Raw genomic sequence first — 16,366 nt, 5'->3', positions numbered from 1 at the left:
GTGTGAAACTCATCGACGAACTCGTCAGCGCGGCGCCTTGAGCTGCATCCAGGCGAGGACCGTGAGGATCCGCAGCGCCGGAACCGCCTCGTCCAACCCGGCCTGTTCGCGCAGCGAGACGAGTCGACGGTGCAATTCGCGGTCATTCGCACGCAGCGCCTGCCGCACGGGATCGAGGTGCGCCTGCTTGGTGTCGAGGACCTCGCCGATCACGCGGTCGTAGACCGGGAACAGACGCGGACGCTTCCGGGCGATCAGTTTCGAGGCCACGGTGCGGCCGATGCTCGGAACCGTCCACAGCGCCGTCTCGAGGCGGCACACCGGAGACTCCGCGGTCAGCTCGTCCACCTCGTCGACGAGGTCGCGGTCGGGGCCGACGGCGGCCAGCAGCTCGGCGAACTCCTCGCCGCGCTCCCGCAACAGGATCTGCGCGCCGTCCGGGGACACCTCGACCGACAGCATCGTCACCGCCACGAGGTCGTCCGCCGTGAAGACGTCGGCGTCCCGCTCACGGGTCCCGGTCGAATCCCACGTGTCCCACCGGGCCCCGCTGCGCAGGTACCCGGTCTTCACGAGCGGTTCGGCGAAGTACCGACGCAACACGTCGACGGCGGCGTCGTCACCGGACGCGAGCACCTTCGGAAGGCGGATCGCCATGTCACTCATCGTCGTTCATCGCGTCGAGCACGTGCTGGGCGAACGCGCGGTTGTGGTACTGCGCGTACGGGCCGCGCCCCTTGCTCACCAGCCGCTCGGCGAGCGGACGGATCGTCGCCTCGTCGAGCGGCAGCTCGAAGAATTGTTCGTCGGCGCCCTCGTCGGACAGGAACCAGTCGATCAGCACACCGTCACCGTCCGCGGAGGCCAGCTCCGTCTTGCGGAAACGCAGCAGCGGGTTGGCCAACGTGAGGCCGTCGAGGCTGTACCCGGTGGCGCGCTGCAGCGCCGACAGCGACGTGTACAGCACGGTGCGGAAGTCGACGGTCTCACCGTTCTCGGTGTAGCGCTCCACGTAGAGCACCTCCATCGGCCCGATGTTCAGGGTGAACAACCGCTGGCGTTCGGGGGTCTTGTTCGTGGTCGGCAGGCAGCTCAGCGTCCATCCGTCCACCTCCGCCCCGGCCGGGTCGTCGAACGCCGACGCGAGGTAACCGGCGATCAGGTCGACCACCACGTCGAAGAACGGGTCGGTCTGCAGCAGCTCGAAGTTCGCGTCGGTCGCGGCGGGATGGATGTCAGGCATGGGCGATCCTCGGGTTGTGGGGCGGCCTTCGAGGATACTGGGCCGAGTCCCGTCGACTCGGCGCCGGACGCGCCCCTCCCCTCACGCGCCGGGCGACTCCATCCGGTAGTCGCCCAGCGGGAAGCTCCGCGCCTCCGCGAACGCGTTGGCCGTCGACGTGGGACGCAGCAGTGCGGCCTCCCCGTGCTGGTTGAAGTAGTAGGACCGCGCCGAACCGCAGCTGCCGCCGTAGAAGACGGAGTCGTCGAGGTTCGCGGTCATCCGGTCGAGGAACCGGGTGTTGGCGTCCTCGGTCACCTCGAAGACGTCGGCGTCACGTCTCCGCATCTCCGTGAACAGGCGGGTCATGTGCGCCATCTGCGATTCGATGGTGGTGAAGTACGACAGCCCGCTGTACGAGTACGGACTCGCCAGGGTGAGGAAGTTCGGGAACTTCGGCACCGCGACTCCCTCGTACGCCTGGAACCGGTTGTCCCGCCACCACTTTCCGAGGTCGAGTCCGCCTCGCCCGATGACCTCGATGGCGGGGAAGTTCACATCCCACAGGTTGAAGCCGGTCGCCAGGATCAGGGTGTCGATCTCGGTGCGGCGGCCGTCGGTGGTGACGACGGCGTCCGGTTCGATCCGCGCGATGGAAGCGGTCTCGAGCGCCACGTTCCGCTTCGTGAACGTGCGGTAGTAGTGATTCGAGAACGTGGGACGCTTGCAGCCGAAGTCGTAGTCGGGCGTCAGTTTTCGGCGGAGGTCGGCGTCGCGTACCTGCGTGCGCAGGAACAGTCTGGACGCCGCCGCCGCACCCTTGTTGAGGAGTTTCGCCTGCCGGTAGTGCAGCACCGCACTGACCATGATGCCCTCGAGAATGGCGTCGCTGACGGCGCGGGCCACGCGCTGCGTCACCGGCACCCGCGCGAAGAGTCGTTGCACCCCAGCAGGAATGGGCATGTCGACCTTCGGCACCACCCAGATCGGGGTGCGCTGGTAGACGGTGAGTTCCCGCGCCGTCCCGGCGACCTCGGGGATCAGCTGGACGGCGGTGGCGCCGGTGCCGATGATCGCCGCACGCGATCCCGCCAGGTCGATGCCGTCCTCCCACGCGGTGGTGTGCAGGACCCGGCCGGCGAACGAGTCGATGCCGGCGATGTCCGGCAGTTGCGGCTGCGACAGGAACCCGGTCGCGGTGAGCAGGTAGCGCCCGGTGAGCTGCTCGCCGCCGGCGGTCGAGACCACCCAGTGCCGCGCGTCCTCGTCCCAGCGCGCGCCGGTGACGACGGTGCCGAATCGCATGTAGCGGCGCAGGTCGTACTTGTCGGCGACGTGCTCGGCGTACCGCTTGAGCTCGGCGCCGGGGGCGAACAACCGCGACCAGTGCGGATTCGGCTCGAACGAGTACGAGTAGGTGACCGACGCGATGTCGACGGCCAGGCCCGGATAGCGGTTGACGTGCCACGTGCCACCGAGGTCGTCCTCGCGTTCGAGGATCGCCAGATTGGTCAGCCCGAGTCGATTGAGGGCGATCGCCGCACCCATCCCGCCGAAGCCGGCGCCGACGATCACGGCGTCGTACTGCGTGTTCCGCTCCACGGCTCCACCCTCCCAGCTATGTGTCACTCACAGTGTCACTCATCTGCGCGGGTGTGGCCAGGGTTTCGGTGCGATCGCTCGGCGACACCCCGGCCCGGTCGCCCCGACTCAGCCGCCCGCGCCGCCCGCCCCGGCCGTGGCGACCGCGTCGATCTCGACCGTCGCACCGTAGGGCAGCCCGCTCACCTCGACGAAGGTACGCGCGGGCCGGGGCGCCTCGAAGAGGCGCTCGAACTGCCGGTTGGCCTCCTCGCGCAGCGACAGATCGGTGACGAAGTAGGTGAGCTTTACGACGTCGCTCAGTTCACCGCCGACGGTCGCGAGACGCTCGACCATCCGGTCGACGGCGGCATCGAGCGCTTCCGTCCGGCCCGGCACCGGATCGCCGCTCTCGTCGATGGACAATGCGCCCGACACGAAAATGAGCCCGCCGGCGACGAACGCCGGACTGTACGGATGGTCAGCGGACACCTCGGTCATCGACATCGAGTGCCTCCTCTGCGATCGACAGCAACGAATGAGCCCGACCATAGCCCGCGGGCGAATCGCCGCGGCTCCTCAGTACACCGAGTGGGTGATCGTGAGGGAGTACGTGTCGGCGGCCACGTCGACAGGGACGGCGATGCCGACGTCGGCAGACCACGTCGCGGCAGAGCATTCCGCAGGCGCGACAACAACAATCACCGCATCCTCGCTCAGCGGAACCTGCCCAGCCGACTCGCTGCACTGTGTGTTCTGCGCGCGATAGAAGGAGTCGGGGCCCGGCGAGAACGCGTTGCCGCGGGCGCCATGCATGGCCGTGGCCCTGACGGCCGCGGTCCATCCTGCGCCATCTCGGCGGTTGTCCGTGACGGTGACGTCCATTGTTCCGGGGACGACGGCGCCCGCCCGCACCGGACCGGTCACGACGAACGGCCCGGTGTCGACCCGCAACTCACCTGAACCGGCAACGGTGGTGGGGACCGTCGGTTCGGTCTCGGACGGCGTCGGGAGCGCAGTTGTACTCGCCGGTGCCGCCGTTGTCCGCACGGGTCTGGTGCTCGTCGACGTCGTCGGGCGGGGAGAGGTCGTGAGGCATGGAGAAGTCGTGGACGCGCCGCTCTCATCCCCGCAGCCCGAAGGCATCTCGGCAATCGGAGGCTCACTCGCTGATGCGGTCGGTGCCGGGGTCGTCGTTTCACCGGTGGTCGAGAGGGCCGGTTCGGCGGCCGCCATCGGAGCGCCTGCGATGACAAGCGCAACCACGCTGATCGTCACCCGACGTGTGTACGTCATTCGCTACCGATCCAACTGGGACGATGATCCCGTCGACAGATTACCGGCATGACCGCGGCGCTTGCGCACGACGTATGCCGCGAACGCGAGCACCACCACAAGCACACCGATGGCGAGACCGACCCACGCACCGATCGACCATCCGGAGCCCGATGCCCCGACAGCATCGCCGACACCCCTGTCGGGGAAGGTGACGGACGCGGACAGGTCGTGCTTGTTGAACCCGCTCTCCAACTTGACTTGGGCTTGCCACGGGCCGGCCGGGAGGGAAGCACTGTTCGGAACAACGAACTCCACCTTGCCTTCCGCTCCCGGGGCAATGGTTGCGTAGTCCGCGTTGACCGGTTCCGCCGTCAGCCCGCCGGGACCACCGGAAAGGTTCATCGTTCCGGAGATGTCGACGGCACGACCGCCGGTGTTCTGGACATGTGCGACAAGCAATGCGCTGCCGTCGGTACCTCGCGTCGGCGCGAGACTGTCGATCCTGAAATCGGCAGGCGGTCCGTTGCCCTCACCGACGGAGAGGTAGACGCGGACACCCACCCGGGATACCTGTGTGACGCCGCCTTCCGCAGTTTGCGCGAGCGAAGCCCAGACCGCCCCGTACTGTTCCACCTCGGGCGCATCGCTCGGCACGTCGATGACCACCGGAACATCAACCGCACTTCCCGGATCGAGGTGCACGTTTGCCTGCCCAACGGTGATCCAGGACGTGAGGGCGTTTGTTTCTCCACGTTCCGCGACAGCGAATGTGCCGTCGGTCAGCGTCGCAGGCCCCGCGTAGACGTCGATCGTCTGCGGAGAGTCGGTGTTGTTGCTGACGGTGACGTGATGGGTCACCTTCCCCCCGGGTGGGACATTGTCCGTGATGTAGATGTTTGCCCGCGGGTCGTCTTTGAGGTCTTCCGCGACATCTGCCAGCCGGATACCGATCGATCCCGCGGACGTTGCAGGATCGGCCGAGCTCGGCGCCGCGATCGCACGGGCTGGATTGAACGCAAGGAAAAGCACTGCGAATACAAGCATTCGAGGCATCTTGTTTCCCCGGAAGAATGTCATCGGTTCCCTCTTGTGGCGGCTGGGCCAGGGAGGCCGACCCTGGCCCAGCTCGTTAGTTTTTGCGGTCAGATCACGGAAGTGGTCAACGTTCCCGTGTAGGTTCCAGCCGGCACTGCGGGGAGCTGCGTTCCGTTCTGGTCAACGGTGGGAAGCTCGACCTTGATGTTCGGCGTCCAGGAGGTGTACTGGCCGACGACGTACGTCTGCCCACCGCGCTTGTAGACCGGAACCGACTGGCTACCGATGGCAACCCAGTCGCTCGCGAGGTTCTCTCGTGTTCCGTTGGAATCCCAGGTGGGGCCGGTCACCTTGTAGTAGACCCTGTCCGCAGAGATCGTCGCCGGGCTGGCGCCACCGGTTGTCAGGTCGGTCATCGCCACGCTCGCCACCCAGTTACGCGGAGAGACGTTCGTCCGGCCGTCGTTGATCCCGGTCACCGTGCCGAACTGACCCTGAACATTGCTGTTCCCCAGGTTCGGGGTCAGGGTGATCGACCCGGCAGAAGCCGTGATGCGCAGGTCACCTCCTTGGCCTGCAACGGTCATCGTCACCGTGGTGTTCTTCGAGTCTGCCGGGGTGGCCGGGGTGTCGGCGGCGTTGGCGATCGCCGCGGGGGCCAGTAGGCCGGCGGTTGCGGCCAGGCCCGCCGCCGCGATGAGCTTCTTACGCATGGGTTCGTCCTTCTGTCGGGGATCGGGCCGGAGTAACTGTCATTGCGCTCCCCGCGCGGACTGACCCGAGTGATCCCGCGTGGGTTAACTAGCTGCCAAAATCGTCAGAACTCAATCTCGATGCCCATGTCGATGCAGAGCAGTTCTCGCTAATTTCCGCCGAACGAGCCCGTCGAACCGAGCGAACCCAGCGACGACGTGGGATTGTCACCGCCTCCGGACGGCTTGTCCGGAAACGTGATTGCTTCTCGGAACTCGTGTGTGAAGTAGCCATTCTTGAGCCGAACCTTGGCCGTCCACGGGCCGTCCGGCAGTAATGCACTGTCCGGCACGACGAACAACACAGTTCCAGTGGTGCCCGCCGCGAGCCTGGTCGGCTGTGCGGGAACGGCGTTGACGAACATTGCCCCTGGGCCGTCGCTCAGCCGCAGAGTGCCGGCGATGTCGATCGGGCGTCCGCCGGTGTTGGCCACGGTCGCGAGCACGGCCACCGACTCCTCGGACCTACGCTCCGGCACGATGCCGGTGATCACGAAGTCCGCTGCCGGACCGTTGTCGCCACCCACCGTAACGTCCATACGCACGCCGGATCGACTACCGCCGATCGCCGCCCAGATCGCACCGTACAACGTCGCGGACGGCGCATCCGGAGGCACGGTGATCACCACGGCCACATCCTCGAACTGCCAGTTGTCGAGTCGCACGGTCGGCTTGTCGATGGTGGTCCATGAGGTGAGCGCATTGGTCTCGCCGGCCGGCTCGACCGAGAACGTCTCGTTAACGATGCTCGCGGGTCCGGCGTAGACGGAAACCGACTGTGCGGCACCTGTTTTGTTGTGAACCCGCACGTGCCGAGTGATCGATGTTCCCGGCGCAGGATTTTCGACGATGTCGGCCTGGCCCGGCGCATCCGTGAGCTCGATACCGATTCCGCTGTTCGCGATTCCGGCCGTGGCCGTCGGAGCTGCGGGCGCGGTGGACGCCACCGCGGCCCCGCTGACGGACAGCAGCGCGGCAGTGGCGAGTACGGCCAGGCATCGCATTGTCGGTTCACCCCCTCCTACGGGCACCACCCCGGGAGACGTCCGGGACGTACCTGCGTATTGGTCGGACCCGCGGGAGCGTCGTAAACCAACTGGACGGTTGACCAACAGGCAGTTGGAAGTATCCACGCGCTTGGGTCGGGTGTCCAGAGTTCCGGCACACTTTCTTGGACAAATGTGCAACTGGCGTGGATTCAATCACGAAAAGGCGCTGCCAACTGGGGAAACGCGGTCACAAGATTTTTCGGCGAGCACCTTGGTGAACCCACCCGCTCCGCCGCCCCCTCGAACCGGCCGACAAGCGTTATGGTGCAGGTCACACGGCCGACCGCGAGGGGTCGGCCCGACGCGAAGGGGAAAACGCAGTGGAAATCCAGGGAACCGCCGCACTGATCACCGGCGCCGCCTCCGGGCTCGGGGCTGCCACGGCCAAGCGTTTCGCCGATGCGGGCGCCACCGTGTTCGGCCTCGACCTGGCGCAGTCGATCGAGCGGGCTGGGGACAACGTGCCCGCGGGGGTCACGTTCCTTCCCGCCGACGTCACCAGCGAGGCCGACGTCCAGGGCGTCGTCGACAAGATCGGCGAGTCGGGGGTTCCGCTGCGCACCGTCGTCAACTGCGCGGGTGTCGGCTGGGCGGGTCGCATCCTGTCGAAGAACGGTCCGCACGATCTGGAACTGTTCCGCACCGTGATCACCGTCAACCTGCTGGGCACGTTCAACGTGATGCGTCTGGCGGCCAACGCGATGCAGCATCTGCCGACCGTCGACGACTCGGGTCAGCGCGGCGTCATCATCAACACCGCGTCGGTCGCGGCGTTCGAGGGGCAGATCGGGCAGATCGCGTACACCGCGTCGAAGGGCGGCGTGCACGCCATGACGATCACCGCCGCGCGTGATCTGGCGCAGGTCGGCATTCGCGTCAACACCATCGCCCCGGGCACCATCGACACCCCGATGCTCGCGGGCGTCACCGACGAGTACCGGAAGAACCTCGAGGCCGGCATCCCGTTCCCGTCGCGGCTCGGCAAGCCCGACGAGTACGCGCAGCTGGCGCAGTTCCTCGTCGAACACGACTACCTCAACGGCGAGACGGTCCGCATGGACGGCGCGCTGCGCATGGCGCCGCGGTAGAGGATCCGACGTCCCGGGGCGGGCGCCTCGGGACGTCGACCTTCCGCGGACTCGAACGTCAGAACCGCCAACGCGTCTGCGCGTAGACGCCTTTCGCGAAAGCGAAGACAGTGGACGGCTCGACGCGGAACACCGTGGCCGGTCCGCCGGCGGTGTTGACGAACTGTCCGTCCGTGACGTCGAAGCTCCAGTCCGACCCGTACTTCGCACGGTATGCGTCAGCGATACCGGTCAGCGACTCCGGATCCGAGATCCGTACCGCCCGCCCCTCGATCACGACGTCCAATCCGGATCCGAGCACATTCGACCCGGTGGTCAGCACACACGCGTCAGTCCCGGCGAGGTTGCGGGCCTTCTGTTCGTCGGGCCCGGTGCAGAAGTGCATGCGGTCGTCGACCCGGACCGCGATCAGCGGCGTCACGTGCGGTCGACCGTCGACGCGGACCGTGGACAGCCAGAACACCTCGGCGGCGTCGAGTGTGGCCGTCACCTGCGTCCACGTCGACGGCGGCGCGTTCTCCTCGCTGTACCGGCGGTCGAGTTCGGCGGCAGGCAGTTGCGCGGTCATCGGGACCTCCGTCTCGTGGAGTGCTGTCACAGGTACCGACCCGGCCCCCACCGAGAACTCATCGCGAGGTTCACCCGGACATCCCGGATCGACCCCGCGACAAGTGCGCGAAACGAGGGGGGCTACAGCTCCGACTCGTGCGGGATCTCGGCGACGGCGCGGTCGCTCATCCACTCGCGCAGCACCTTGGTGGCGACGACGTCGTCCTCGTTGTACTCGAGCAGCCGCTGCCGCTGGGTGAGGTCGGGCTCTCCGTCGTAGCCGACGGCCTCGCGGTACCAGCTCATCGACGCCTCGCCGCTGGCCTCGGCGTCCCGCCAGTGGAAGCCGGCGACCGGCGCGATCTTCTTGAGGCCCTTGCCCTTCGGGCAGACGAAGTTCTCGCCGACGGCCTGGTAGATGTCCACCCACTGTGGGCTGTCGATGAACTCGCGGATCTCCGCGGTGGTGGGGATGCCCTCGCGGCCGGCGAAGCGGCGGGCCGAGTCGAGCAGCCACTTGTCCTCGGCCGATCGCGAATAGCAATAGGCGGCAAACGTTTTCCCGGCGGCGGCCGCGCCGGCCCGCTCGGCCATGAGCCACGTCCAGAACTCGGCGAACGACCGGGCCTCGTCGACGGTCGGCACCGGATCCCAGCTCACGAACGGCCGGTACGCCGACGTGCCCGCGACGTTGAGCAACGTGCCCCACAGGTAGGCGCCGTGCTCCTGGTAGCTCTCCATGTCGACGTCCACCTCGACGTCGGCGCGGGTGACGGTGACCGTCTCGTGGCGGCGCACCAGCGGCGCGTCCGCCAGCCACGCCTTCGCGGTGACGACGGTGTCGTGGAACGAGTTGTGCGGCCACTCCTCCGGCGGGTCACCCTCCCACGCCGCGAGCTGCTCGATGGTGCGGACGCCGCGCTCGCGGAGCACGTCGGCGCGCGACCCGGACGCCACCAGCGACACGTCGTGGGTCGCCTCGAGCTCGGCCCGGCAGTCCGGCCACCACGGGCACGAGCGGCACTCACCGATCTGCGACGGCACCGTCTCGACCTCGCCGCGGGCGACGGCGATGCGGTCGGCGAAACGGGTGTCGTACTCGTCGAGGACGGCGGACAGGTCGTGCACCAGCACGCAGTCGGCGCCGTATCCGATCGCGCCGCCCTGCAGCGACGGGCTCGCGAGCTCGTGCCGCTCGAGCATCCGGTACACGTGCGCCAGCCGCATCTGGTCCCGCAGCTGCGCGCGGACCTTGCGGGTCTCGTCGAGCTTCGGCTCCCATGCGAACAGTCCGGACGTGGTGGCGCCGCTGCCCGGATCGGTCACCTTGTGGTTGACGACGATGACGGGGATGTAGCCGCCGCGGTCGGTGTCGCGCAGCAGGACCTCGACGCGGCCGCGCCGCCCGGTGTCCCGCTCCGACGGCAGCACCGCGCCCCAGATCCGGGCGGCGCCGTCGCGGCACGCCGCGAGCGTCGCGCGGGCCCGCTGACCGGCCGGGCCGTCGGGCGCGATGCGCACCCACGCGTCGGGCTCGGCCTCGGCGAGCCGCAGGCGGACGGCCTCTCGCTGCGCGGCGGCGGCCTCCTGCCGTTGCTTGACGCCCGTGTTCTCGGGCACGCCGACGAGCCGGTCGGGGTAGGTGGCATCGAGGTGGATCCGGTGCCGGCATCGCGTGAGCGCACCCGGCTCGAGTAGCACGGGCGCGCTTTCGGACGGACCGATCGGGGAACACACGATGTGCAAGATTATGTGCTCGCCTAGGGTAAAGCCGAAAGCGGCGATCGAAAACGAACGCGGATACGCTGTGACGCAGTCTTCGCCTGCACCGAAACACCAGATGGAGGGGCCTTTCCAGTGGGGTTGTTCAAGAAACGTAAGCGGCGTGCCACGCGCAAGGCCGAGGCGAAGGCCCTCAAGCACAAGGCCAAGCTCGAGGCCAAGCTGGGCGCGAAGAACGACCGCCGGAAGCACCGGTCGGCCGCGAAGGCGCAGAAGAAGGTCGACAAGGCCCAGATCTCCGCCCTCAAGGCCCAGGAGAAGGCCGCCGCCAAGGCCGCGGAGAAGGGGCTGACGGTCGCGCAGCTGCGCCGCTACATGGGCGTCGCACGCCTGATCGCGCCCGTGGTTGTGCCGATCGCGTACCGCGGGGCGACCGCCCTGCGGAGCCAGCTCGACGCGCAACGCGCGCAGCGCATGGGGATCGCCGTCGACCAGCTGGGCGAGTACACCGGTCACGGCGCCAAGCTCAGCGCCCGCATCGCCGGGGCCGAGAAGTCGGTCGGCGAGATCCTCGCGCGCCATCCCGACGACGCCGAGACCCAGCAGTTCGCGGCCGCGATCCGCACGCGTCTGGGCGACCTGAACACCGCCGTCCACGCCGCCGAGCAGATGCCGCCGGCGCGCCGCAAGCAGGCCCACCACGCCGTGTCGTCGGAGCTCGACGGCGTCGAGGCCGACATCCTGGCGCGCCTCGGCGTGCGCTGACCCCCACGCCGCCGTGCCCGCCCGTCGCCCCGCCCCCACCGCCGCCCTCCGTGGCGGCGCGGTCGGGGCGACGGCCGCGTCCCTGGCGGTCGCCGCGCACGGGCTCGGCGGCGGCGGACTGCCCGACACCGCGGCCCTGACGCTGCTGCTGGCCGTGGCGGTGAGCGCGGGCGCCGTGGTCGCCGGTGTGCCCGTCCTGACCCGCAGCCGCTGGGCGCTGCTCGGCGCCCTCGCCGCCGGTCAGGGCGCCACCCACGTCGCGCTCACCGTCGCGTCCGACCTGCACGTCCACCGCAACGTCCCCGCGGCCGGCATGCTGGCCGCGCACGCCGCCGCCACTGTCGTGTGCGCGGCGCTGATCCTCGCCGCGGAGCGGCTGTACGGCCCCCTCACGCGGGTGCTGCGGGCCGTGCTGGCCACCCCGACCGTGGGGGTGGAACCGCACCGCGTGCTCCTCCCGGCCCCGACGCACCCCCGGGCACCGCGCATCGCCGTGCTCGCCACCGGGCTGTCCCGGCGCGGACCTCCGAAATGGGCCTGACCACCCCTTTCGGAAACTCCGCACAGAAAAGACACCCCATACAGATGAAGAAGACCATCACGCGCGCCCTCGTCACGGCGGGCGCGACCGGCGGTGCGCTGCTGCTCGCCACCGGCGTGGCCGCCGCGCACGTCTCGGTCGCCGCTCCCGGCGCCGAGCAGGGCGGCTACACCGTCCTCACCTTCCGCGTCCCCACCGAGTCGGACACCGCCGGGACCACGGCGCTGACGGTGCAGCTGCCGAACCTGAAGTCGGCACGCACCGAGCCGCTGCCCGGGTGGACGGCCACGGTCCGGAAGGACCCGGCGTCGGCGACCGCGACGTCGGTGACGTGGACGGCCGATCCCGGTGTGAACGTGGGGCCGGGCCAGTTCCAGCAGTTCGTGCTCTCGGCGGGTCCGCTGCCCGAGCAGGACCAGGTGGAGTTCCCCGCCACCCAGACCTACTCGGACGGCACCGTCGTCGAGTGGAATCAGCAGCCGAACTCGGACGGCAGCGAGCCCGACAAGCCGGCTCCCTCGCTCACCCTGGCCGCGGGCAGCGCGGACGGTGACGCGCACGGCGCCGCCACCGCGTCCGCCGACGAGTCCACCGACGGCACCGACACCACCGCCCGCTGGCTCGGTGGCGTCGGCCTGGTGCTGGGCGCCCTCGGCGCGGCGCTCGGCCTGGGCGCAACGATTCGGAGCCGGCGCTCATGACCGTCCGGAGAAGCACCCGCGTGCGGGTCGTCGTGGTCGGTTTCGTGACGATGCTGGCAACGATGCTCGGTGTGGGCACGGCGTCGGCGCACTCGGCGGTCATCGGCAGCACCCCCGAGAACGGCGCGCAGATCGCGGCCGCGCCCGAGCAGGTCAGCCTGCGGTTCAACGAGGCGCTGCAGCCGAAGTTCGCCTCGCTCACCGTCGTCGGACCCGACGGCAACCTGTGGGCCAAGGGCGACCCGACGATCCAGGGCGACACGATCAGCGTCCCGCTCGACGGGCTCGGCCCGGTCGGTGACTACACGATCGCGTTTCGCGTGACCTCCGCGGACGGGCACCCGGTCAGCGGCACCCAGACGTTCGCGCTCACGCAGGAGGGCACCGGCACGCCGGGTCCCAAGGCGGGCGGACAATCCTCCGACAGCGGCACCTCCGACGAGTCGTCGGACGGCAACGTGCTGATCTGGGTGATCGTCGGCGTCGCGGTCCTGCTGTTCGTGGGCGGACTGTGGTTCGCGCTGCGTAAGCCGCGCGGACAGAACTGACGCGATGACACGGACGGTGGGCACGGTCGGCTCCGGTCGGACCCGATTGTTGTCCACCGTCCCGGCCGCGCTGGCCGGGGTGGCCCTCGCGTGGCTGCTCGCGACGCCGGACGGCCCCTCCCCGACCAGCGTGCTGCGCGTGCTCGCGGTGGGCCTCGGTGCCACCGCCTTCGGGACCGCCGGCTGGCTGTGGGTGCAGCGCGGCGAACGGCGGCCCGCGCTCGAGCCGAGCGTGCTCTGGCGGACCACCGCCGCGATCGCCGGGGCGTGGACGGTGACCGAGGCGGTGCTGCTCGTGCTCGAGGCCGCCGAGGCGGCGGGCCGGTCCCGTTTCGCGGTGGCGCCGGGCACCGTCGTCGACTTCGTCCGCGTCGTCGGCGCCGGCCGGCTCGGCGCGGTCACCGTGGTGTGCACCGCGCTCGTGGCCGCGACCGCCGCCGTCGCGTACCGGCGGGAGCTGCCGTGGCCCGCGGCGCCGGTGCTGGCGCTGTCGGGTCTGGCGCTCATCGCCCGGCCGATCAGCGGTCACATGTCGCAGCAGACGCTCGGGTCGCTGCTCGACGCCGCCCACGTCCTCGCCGCCGCGACGTGGTTCGGGATGCTCGTGGCCCTCGCGCTGACCGCCCGGTCCCGGGGCGCGTGGTCGACGCTGTTGCCGCGCTATTCGACCGTCGCCTGGCGGTCGGTGTGGATACTGGCGGCCACCGGCATCGTGAACGCCGCGATCCGGCTGGGCGGCGTCGCCCCGCTCGTCACCACCGGCTACGGCCGGGTGGTGCTCGCCAAGGTGGTCGCGCTGACGGTGTTGCTCGCGGCGGGCTGGTGGCTGCGGCGCACGTGGGTGGCACCGGCCGCCGCGCACCGGATGGCCGCGGAGGCGTCGCTGCGCCGCGCCGTCGGCGAAACGGCCGCGATGGCCGTCGCCTTCGGCCTCGCGGCCGCGCTCGCCACCACCGCCTGAGCCGGGAAACAGTTCACAATCCGTGGCCGTCCGTGCATCGCGCGGGCCTGCGCAGCCGGGCTACGCTCGACAGTGGGACAGAACGTCGAGGGAGATGATCCGTCATGTCGACAACACCGTCCATGTCGATGGAAACCCACCCTGACATCGCCGAACTACGTGCCCGCTACGACGAGTTCGGGGAGGGCCCCGTTCCCCAACTCGCCGAGGGACTGCTGGTTCTCGCGGGTCTCTACGCCGCCGCCTCTCCGTGGATCATCGGATTCAGCGGCCAGACGGCGCTGATGATGTGCAACGTCTTCGCGGGGCTCGCCGTGACACTTCTCGCGGTCGGCCACGCCACGACGTTCGGGCGCACCCACGGAATCGGCTTCGTCGCACCGCTGCTGGGGATCTGGTTGATCGTGTCCCCGTGGCTGGTCAACGGCGTCTCCACCACGACCGGGATGATCTGGTCGAACGTGGTCGTCGGGGCGGTCGTCTTCGCGCTCGGCGCCGGCATCCTCGGCCTGGCGATGAGCCGCGGGGACACCCGCCGTCGGTCCTCCGCGACGCGACCCATGCCTTGAGGCCGCCGGGCGACGACACGGACGGGCCCGAGCGCCGGCCCGTCCGGCACCTGATGGTGCTCGCCGTGACCGTGCTCGGGGTCGTGGTGGTGGCGGTCGGTGTCAGCCTCGTGGGCTCGACGGCGATGGCGGCCACCCTGGGCCTGCTGTGCATCCTCGCGGTGATCGCCGTCGTCGCGCTGTGGCAGTTCCTCCCGCCGACCGACGACGAGGACGGGCCCTAGGCCGTCGCCCCCACCTCCTCGCGCCGACGCGGTTGCAGCTGCGTGGCACTGAGCAGGCCCGCCGCGAGGAACCCGGCGGCCACGAGCAGCGACCAGCGGGTGGCGTCGGCGAAGCCGTCGGACAGTGCATCGGCGGTCGCGGGACCCGCCGGCCCGAGGCGCCCGTGGTCGCCCTGCGCACGCAGGGCCGGGATGGTGCCCCCGGCGGAGTCGCGCGTGCTGTCGACGAGTGCCGATTCGGCCTGCGGCGGTAGCGCGACCGGCTCGAGCTCGGCGGTGAGACTGTGGGCCAGCCCGAGTGAGAGCACCGTCCCGAGGATCGCCGTACCGAGGGCGGCCCCGAGCTGCCGGACCGTGCTCTGCGTGGCCGATCCCTGCCCGGACTCGGCGGTGGGGATGTCGACCAGCACGGTGCCGGTGAGCTGCGCCGAGGCCAGCCCGAGCCCGAGCCCGTAGATCGCGAGCAGCAGCGCCAGCAGCCATCCCGCCGAGGTCGGTCGCAGGTACAGCGCGAACGCGAGCACACCGATCACTTCGAGCGCCAGACCGAGCATGACCGTGCGCGGGGCCCCGAACCGGGCGGTGACGTGCCGGGCCGCGGCGCCGGACGCGAACGCGCCCAGCGCCATGACCGCCAGCACGTATCCGGCGCCGAGGGTGCTGAGCCCGAAGGCGTTGACCAGGAACAGCGGCAGCACGAGCAACAGTCCGAACTCGCCGATGGCGACGGCCATCGCGGTGAAGTTGCCCCAGCTGAACGTCCGGAAGCGGAACAGCCCCAGGTCGAGGATGGCCGAGCGGCGGATGTTCGCCCGGCGGCGCTCCCACACCACGAACGCGGCCAGCGCGAGGACGCCCACCGCCGCGATCACCGGCGTCGCCGCGACCGGGGCGGTCGCGGGCCACGTCACCCCGAACACCTCCAGGTCGGCGATCGGTGCCCACCAACCGATGGTCTGCCCCTCGATGAGCGCAAAGATCAACGCTCCGAAGCCGACCGCGCTCAGGACCAGGCCCACGACGTCGAGTCCCGGCACGGTGATCTGCGCCCGGGTCTCGGGAACGAAGAGCACCGCGCCGATGATGACGAGAATGCCGATGGGCACGTTGACGAGGAAGATCCACGGCCACGTGAAGGACGTGGTGAGCCAGCCGCCCAGGAGCGGTCCCACCGCCGCCATGCCCGAGATCACCGCACCCCACACGCCGAACGCGACGGCCCGGTCGCGGCCCCGGAAGGTCGCGTTCACGGTCGAGAGGGTGCACGGCAGCACGAGGGCGCCGCCGATCCCCTGCACCACCCGGGCCACGATCAGCGCGGTGGAGCTGTCCGACGCCGCCGCCAGCAGGCTGCCGCCGACGAACACCACCACACCGGCGACGAACAGCAGGCGGCGGCCGAGCCGGTCACCGAGGCGGCCGGCGGTGAGCAGCAACGCGGCGAACACCACGGAATAGATGCTGTTGATCCACTGCGCGTCGGTGAGATCGAGACCGAGTTCGTCGATGATGACCGGGAGCGAGACGTTGACGATCGTCCCGTCGACGACGATCAGCGACAAGCCGGCCGCGAGCACCCCGAGGCCGATCCACTCCCGCCGACCCACCTCGGGTTCGGTGCCGGGCGATTCCACACTCATCATCGCGTCCTCCCGTACGGGCGCCGCTCCTTGCCGACGCTACCGCGATTCCACCAGAGGACGAGGCGATCGACCACGAAACCACCGCTGGTTCCGGGCAATTCAATCTTTCGGACGATTTTCGGCACCGGCACCGGCCGC

The 16,366-nt window shown here is 69.8% G+C and carries 19 protein-coding genes; 8 read left to right on the top strand and 11 right to left on the bottom strand.

Going from position 1 to position 16,366, the window contains the following annotated elements; translation table 11 throughout:
* Window positions 1–24: 24 nt before the first annotated feature.
* The 8 genes from E7742_RS19225 to E7742_RS19190 all read right to left on the bottom strand — a co-directional run bounded on the left by E7742_RS19225 (window position 25) and on the right by E7742_RS19190 (window position 6,815).
* Entirely contained in the window at window positions 25–657 is a 633-nt protein-coding gene (locus tag E7742_RS19225) for a DUF6308 family protein (protein ID WP_175420535.1), read from the bottom strand.
* 1 nt (window position 658) lies between these two features.
* Window positions 659–1,243 carry a hypothetical protein gene (locus tag E7742_RS19220; RefSeq protein ID WP_137800399.1) on the bottom strand — a complete coding sequence of 195 codons (585 nt, stop codon included), beginning with the start codon at window positions 1,241–1,243 and terminating at the stop codon, window positions 659–661.
* An 81-nt stretch (window positions 1,244–1,324) separates the two neighbouring features.
* Window positions 1,325–2,770, bottom strand: a complete 1,446-nt coding sequence (locus E7742_RS19215; RefSeq protein WP_254699352.1) for a flavin-containing monooxygenase — start codon at window positions 2,768–2,770, stop codon at window positions 1,325–1,327.
* A gap of 162 nt (window positions 2,771–2,932) precedes the next feature.
* Window positions 2,933–3,310, bottom strand: a complete 378-nt coding sequence (locus E7742_RS19210) for a RidA family protein (RefSeq protein ID WP_137800397.1) — start codon at window positions 3,308–3,310, stop codon at window positions 2,933–2,935.
* A 72-nt stretch (window positions 3,311–3,382) separates the two neighbouring features.
* Window positions 3,383–4,081: a hypothetical protein gene (locus E7742_RS19205; RefSeq protein ID WP_137800396.1), complete on the bottom strand. Its 699-nt coding sequence runs from the start codon at window positions 4,079–4,081 to the stop codon at window positions 3,383–3,385.
* Window positions 4,082–4,102: 21 nt separating this feature from the next.
* Complete coding sequence (locus tag E7742_RS19200; protein ID WP_175420534.1) at window positions 4,103–5,125, bottom strand: hypothetical protein; 1,023 nt, start codon at window positions 5,123–5,125, stop codon at window positions 4,103–4,105.
* Window positions 5,126–5,223: 98 nt separating this feature from the next.
* The gene (locus E7742_RS19195) at window positions 5,224–5,829 is read right to left on the bottom strand and encodes a hypothetical protein (RefSeq protein WP_137800395.1); all 606 of its coding nucleotides are present in this window, start codon (window positions 5,827–5,829) and stop codon (window positions 5,224–5,226) included.
* 149 nt (window positions 5,830–5,978) lie between these two features.
* A complete protein-coding gene (locus tag E7742_RS19190; protein ID WP_137800394.1) occupies window positions 5,979–6,815 on the bottom strand; it encodes a hypothetical protein in 837 nt (278 codons plus the stop codon).
* A 422-nt stretch (window positions 6,816–7,237) separates the two neighbouring features.
* Between E7742_RS19190 and E7742_RS19185 the strand changes: the two genes are divergently transcribed.
* Window positions 7,238–8,005, top strand: a complete 768-nt coding sequence (locus E7742_RS19185) for an SDR family NAD(P)-dependent oxidoreductase (RefSeq protein WP_137800393.1) — start codon at window positions 7,238–7,240, stop codon at window positions 8,003–8,005.
* A gap of 58 nt (window positions 8,006–8,063) precedes the next feature.
* On the opposite strand, the gene E7742_RS19180 is transcribed toward E7742_RS19185, so the two are convergent.
* Window positions 8,064–8,573, bottom strand: a complete 510-nt coding sequence (locus E7742_RS19180) for a pyridoxamine 5'-phosphate oxidase family protein (RefSeq protein ID WP_137800392.1) — start codon at window positions 8,571–8,573, stop codon at window positions 8,064–8,066.
* Between the two features lie 122 nt (window positions 8,574–8,695).
* A complete protein-coding gene (locus tag E7742_RS19175) occupies window positions 8,696–10,291 on the bottom strand; it encodes a TM0106 family RecB-like putative nuclease (RefSeq protein WP_137800391.1) in 1,596 nt (531 codons plus the stop codon).
* A gap of 120 nt (window positions 10,292–10,411) precedes the next feature.
* Here E7742_RS19175 and E7742_RS19170 point away from each other — a divergent pair, with 120 nt between their 5' ends.
* The 7 genes from E7742_RS19170 (at window position 10,412) to E7742_RS23295 (ending at window position 14,585) form a co-directional block, all read left to right on the top strand.
* The gene (locus E7742_RS19170) at window positions 10,412–11,041 is read left to right on the top strand and encodes a DUF6474 family protein (RefSeq protein WP_137800390.1); all 630 of its coding nucleotides are present in this window, start codon (window positions 10,412–10,414) and stop codon (window positions 11,039–11,041) included.
* A gap of 13 nt (window positions 11,042–11,054) precedes the next feature.
* Complete coding sequence (locus tag E7742_RS19165; RefSeq protein WP_137800389.1) at window positions 11,055–11,582, top strand: hypothetical protein; 528 nt, start codon at window positions 11,055–11,057, stop codon at window positions 11,580–11,582.
* A 44-nt stretch (window positions 11,583–11,626) separates the two neighbouring features.
* On the top strand, window positions 11,627–12,283 hold the full coding sequence (locus tag E7742_RS19160; protein ID WP_137800388.1) for a YcnI family copper-binding membrane protein: 657 nt from the start codon (window positions 11,627–11,629) through the stop codon (window positions 12,281–12,283).
* Window positions 12,280–12,831: a copper resistance CopC family protein gene (locus tag E7742_RS19155; RefSeq protein ID WP_137800387.1), complete on the top strand. Its 552-nt coding sequence runs from the start codon at window positions 12,280–12,282 to the stop codon at window positions 12,829–12,831. The genes E7742_RS19160 and E7742_RS19155 overlap by 4 nt, the downstream gene beginning before the upstream one ends.
* Before the next feature lie 4 nt (window positions 12,832–12,835).
* The gene (locus E7742_RS19150; RefSeq protein WP_137800386.1) at window positions 12,836–13,792 is read left to right on the top strand and encodes a CopD family protein; all 957 of its coding nucleotides are present in this window, start codon (window positions 12,836–12,838) and stop codon (window positions 13,790–13,792) included.
* Between the two features lie 104 nt (window positions 13,793–13,896).
* Window positions 13,897–14,361 carry an SPW repeat protein gene (locus tag E7742_RS19145; protein ID WP_137800385.1) on the top strand — a complete coding sequence of 155 codons (465 nt, stop codon included), beginning with the start codon at window positions 13,897–13,899 and terminating at the stop codon, window positions 14,359–14,361.
* A 65-nt stretch (window positions 14,362–14,426) separates the two neighbouring features.
* Window positions 14,427–14,585, top strand: coding sequence for a hypothetical protein (locus E7742_RS23295; RefSeq protein WP_175420533.1), 159 nt, complete (start codon window positions 14,427–14,429; stop codon window positions 14,583–14,585).
* On the opposite strand, the gene E7742_RS19140 is transcribed toward E7742_RS23295, so the two are convergent.
* On the bottom strand, window positions 14,582–16,225 hold the full coding sequence (locus E7742_RS19140; protein WP_137800384.1) for a DHA2 family efflux MFS transporter permease subunit: 1,644 nt from the start codon (window positions 16,223–16,225) through the stop codon (window positions 14,582–14,584). The genes E7742_RS23295 and E7742_RS19140 overlap by 4 nt on opposite strands.
* Window positions 16,226–16,366 lie beyond the last annotated feature (141 nt).

The sequence above is a fragment of the Rhodococcus sp. SGAir0479 genome (genome assembly GCF_005484805.1).
GTDB lineage: Bacteria > Actinomycetota > Actinomycetes > Mycobacteriales > Mycobacteriaceae > Prescottella.
This window is presented reverse-complemented; position numbering and strand designations above follow the sequence as displayed.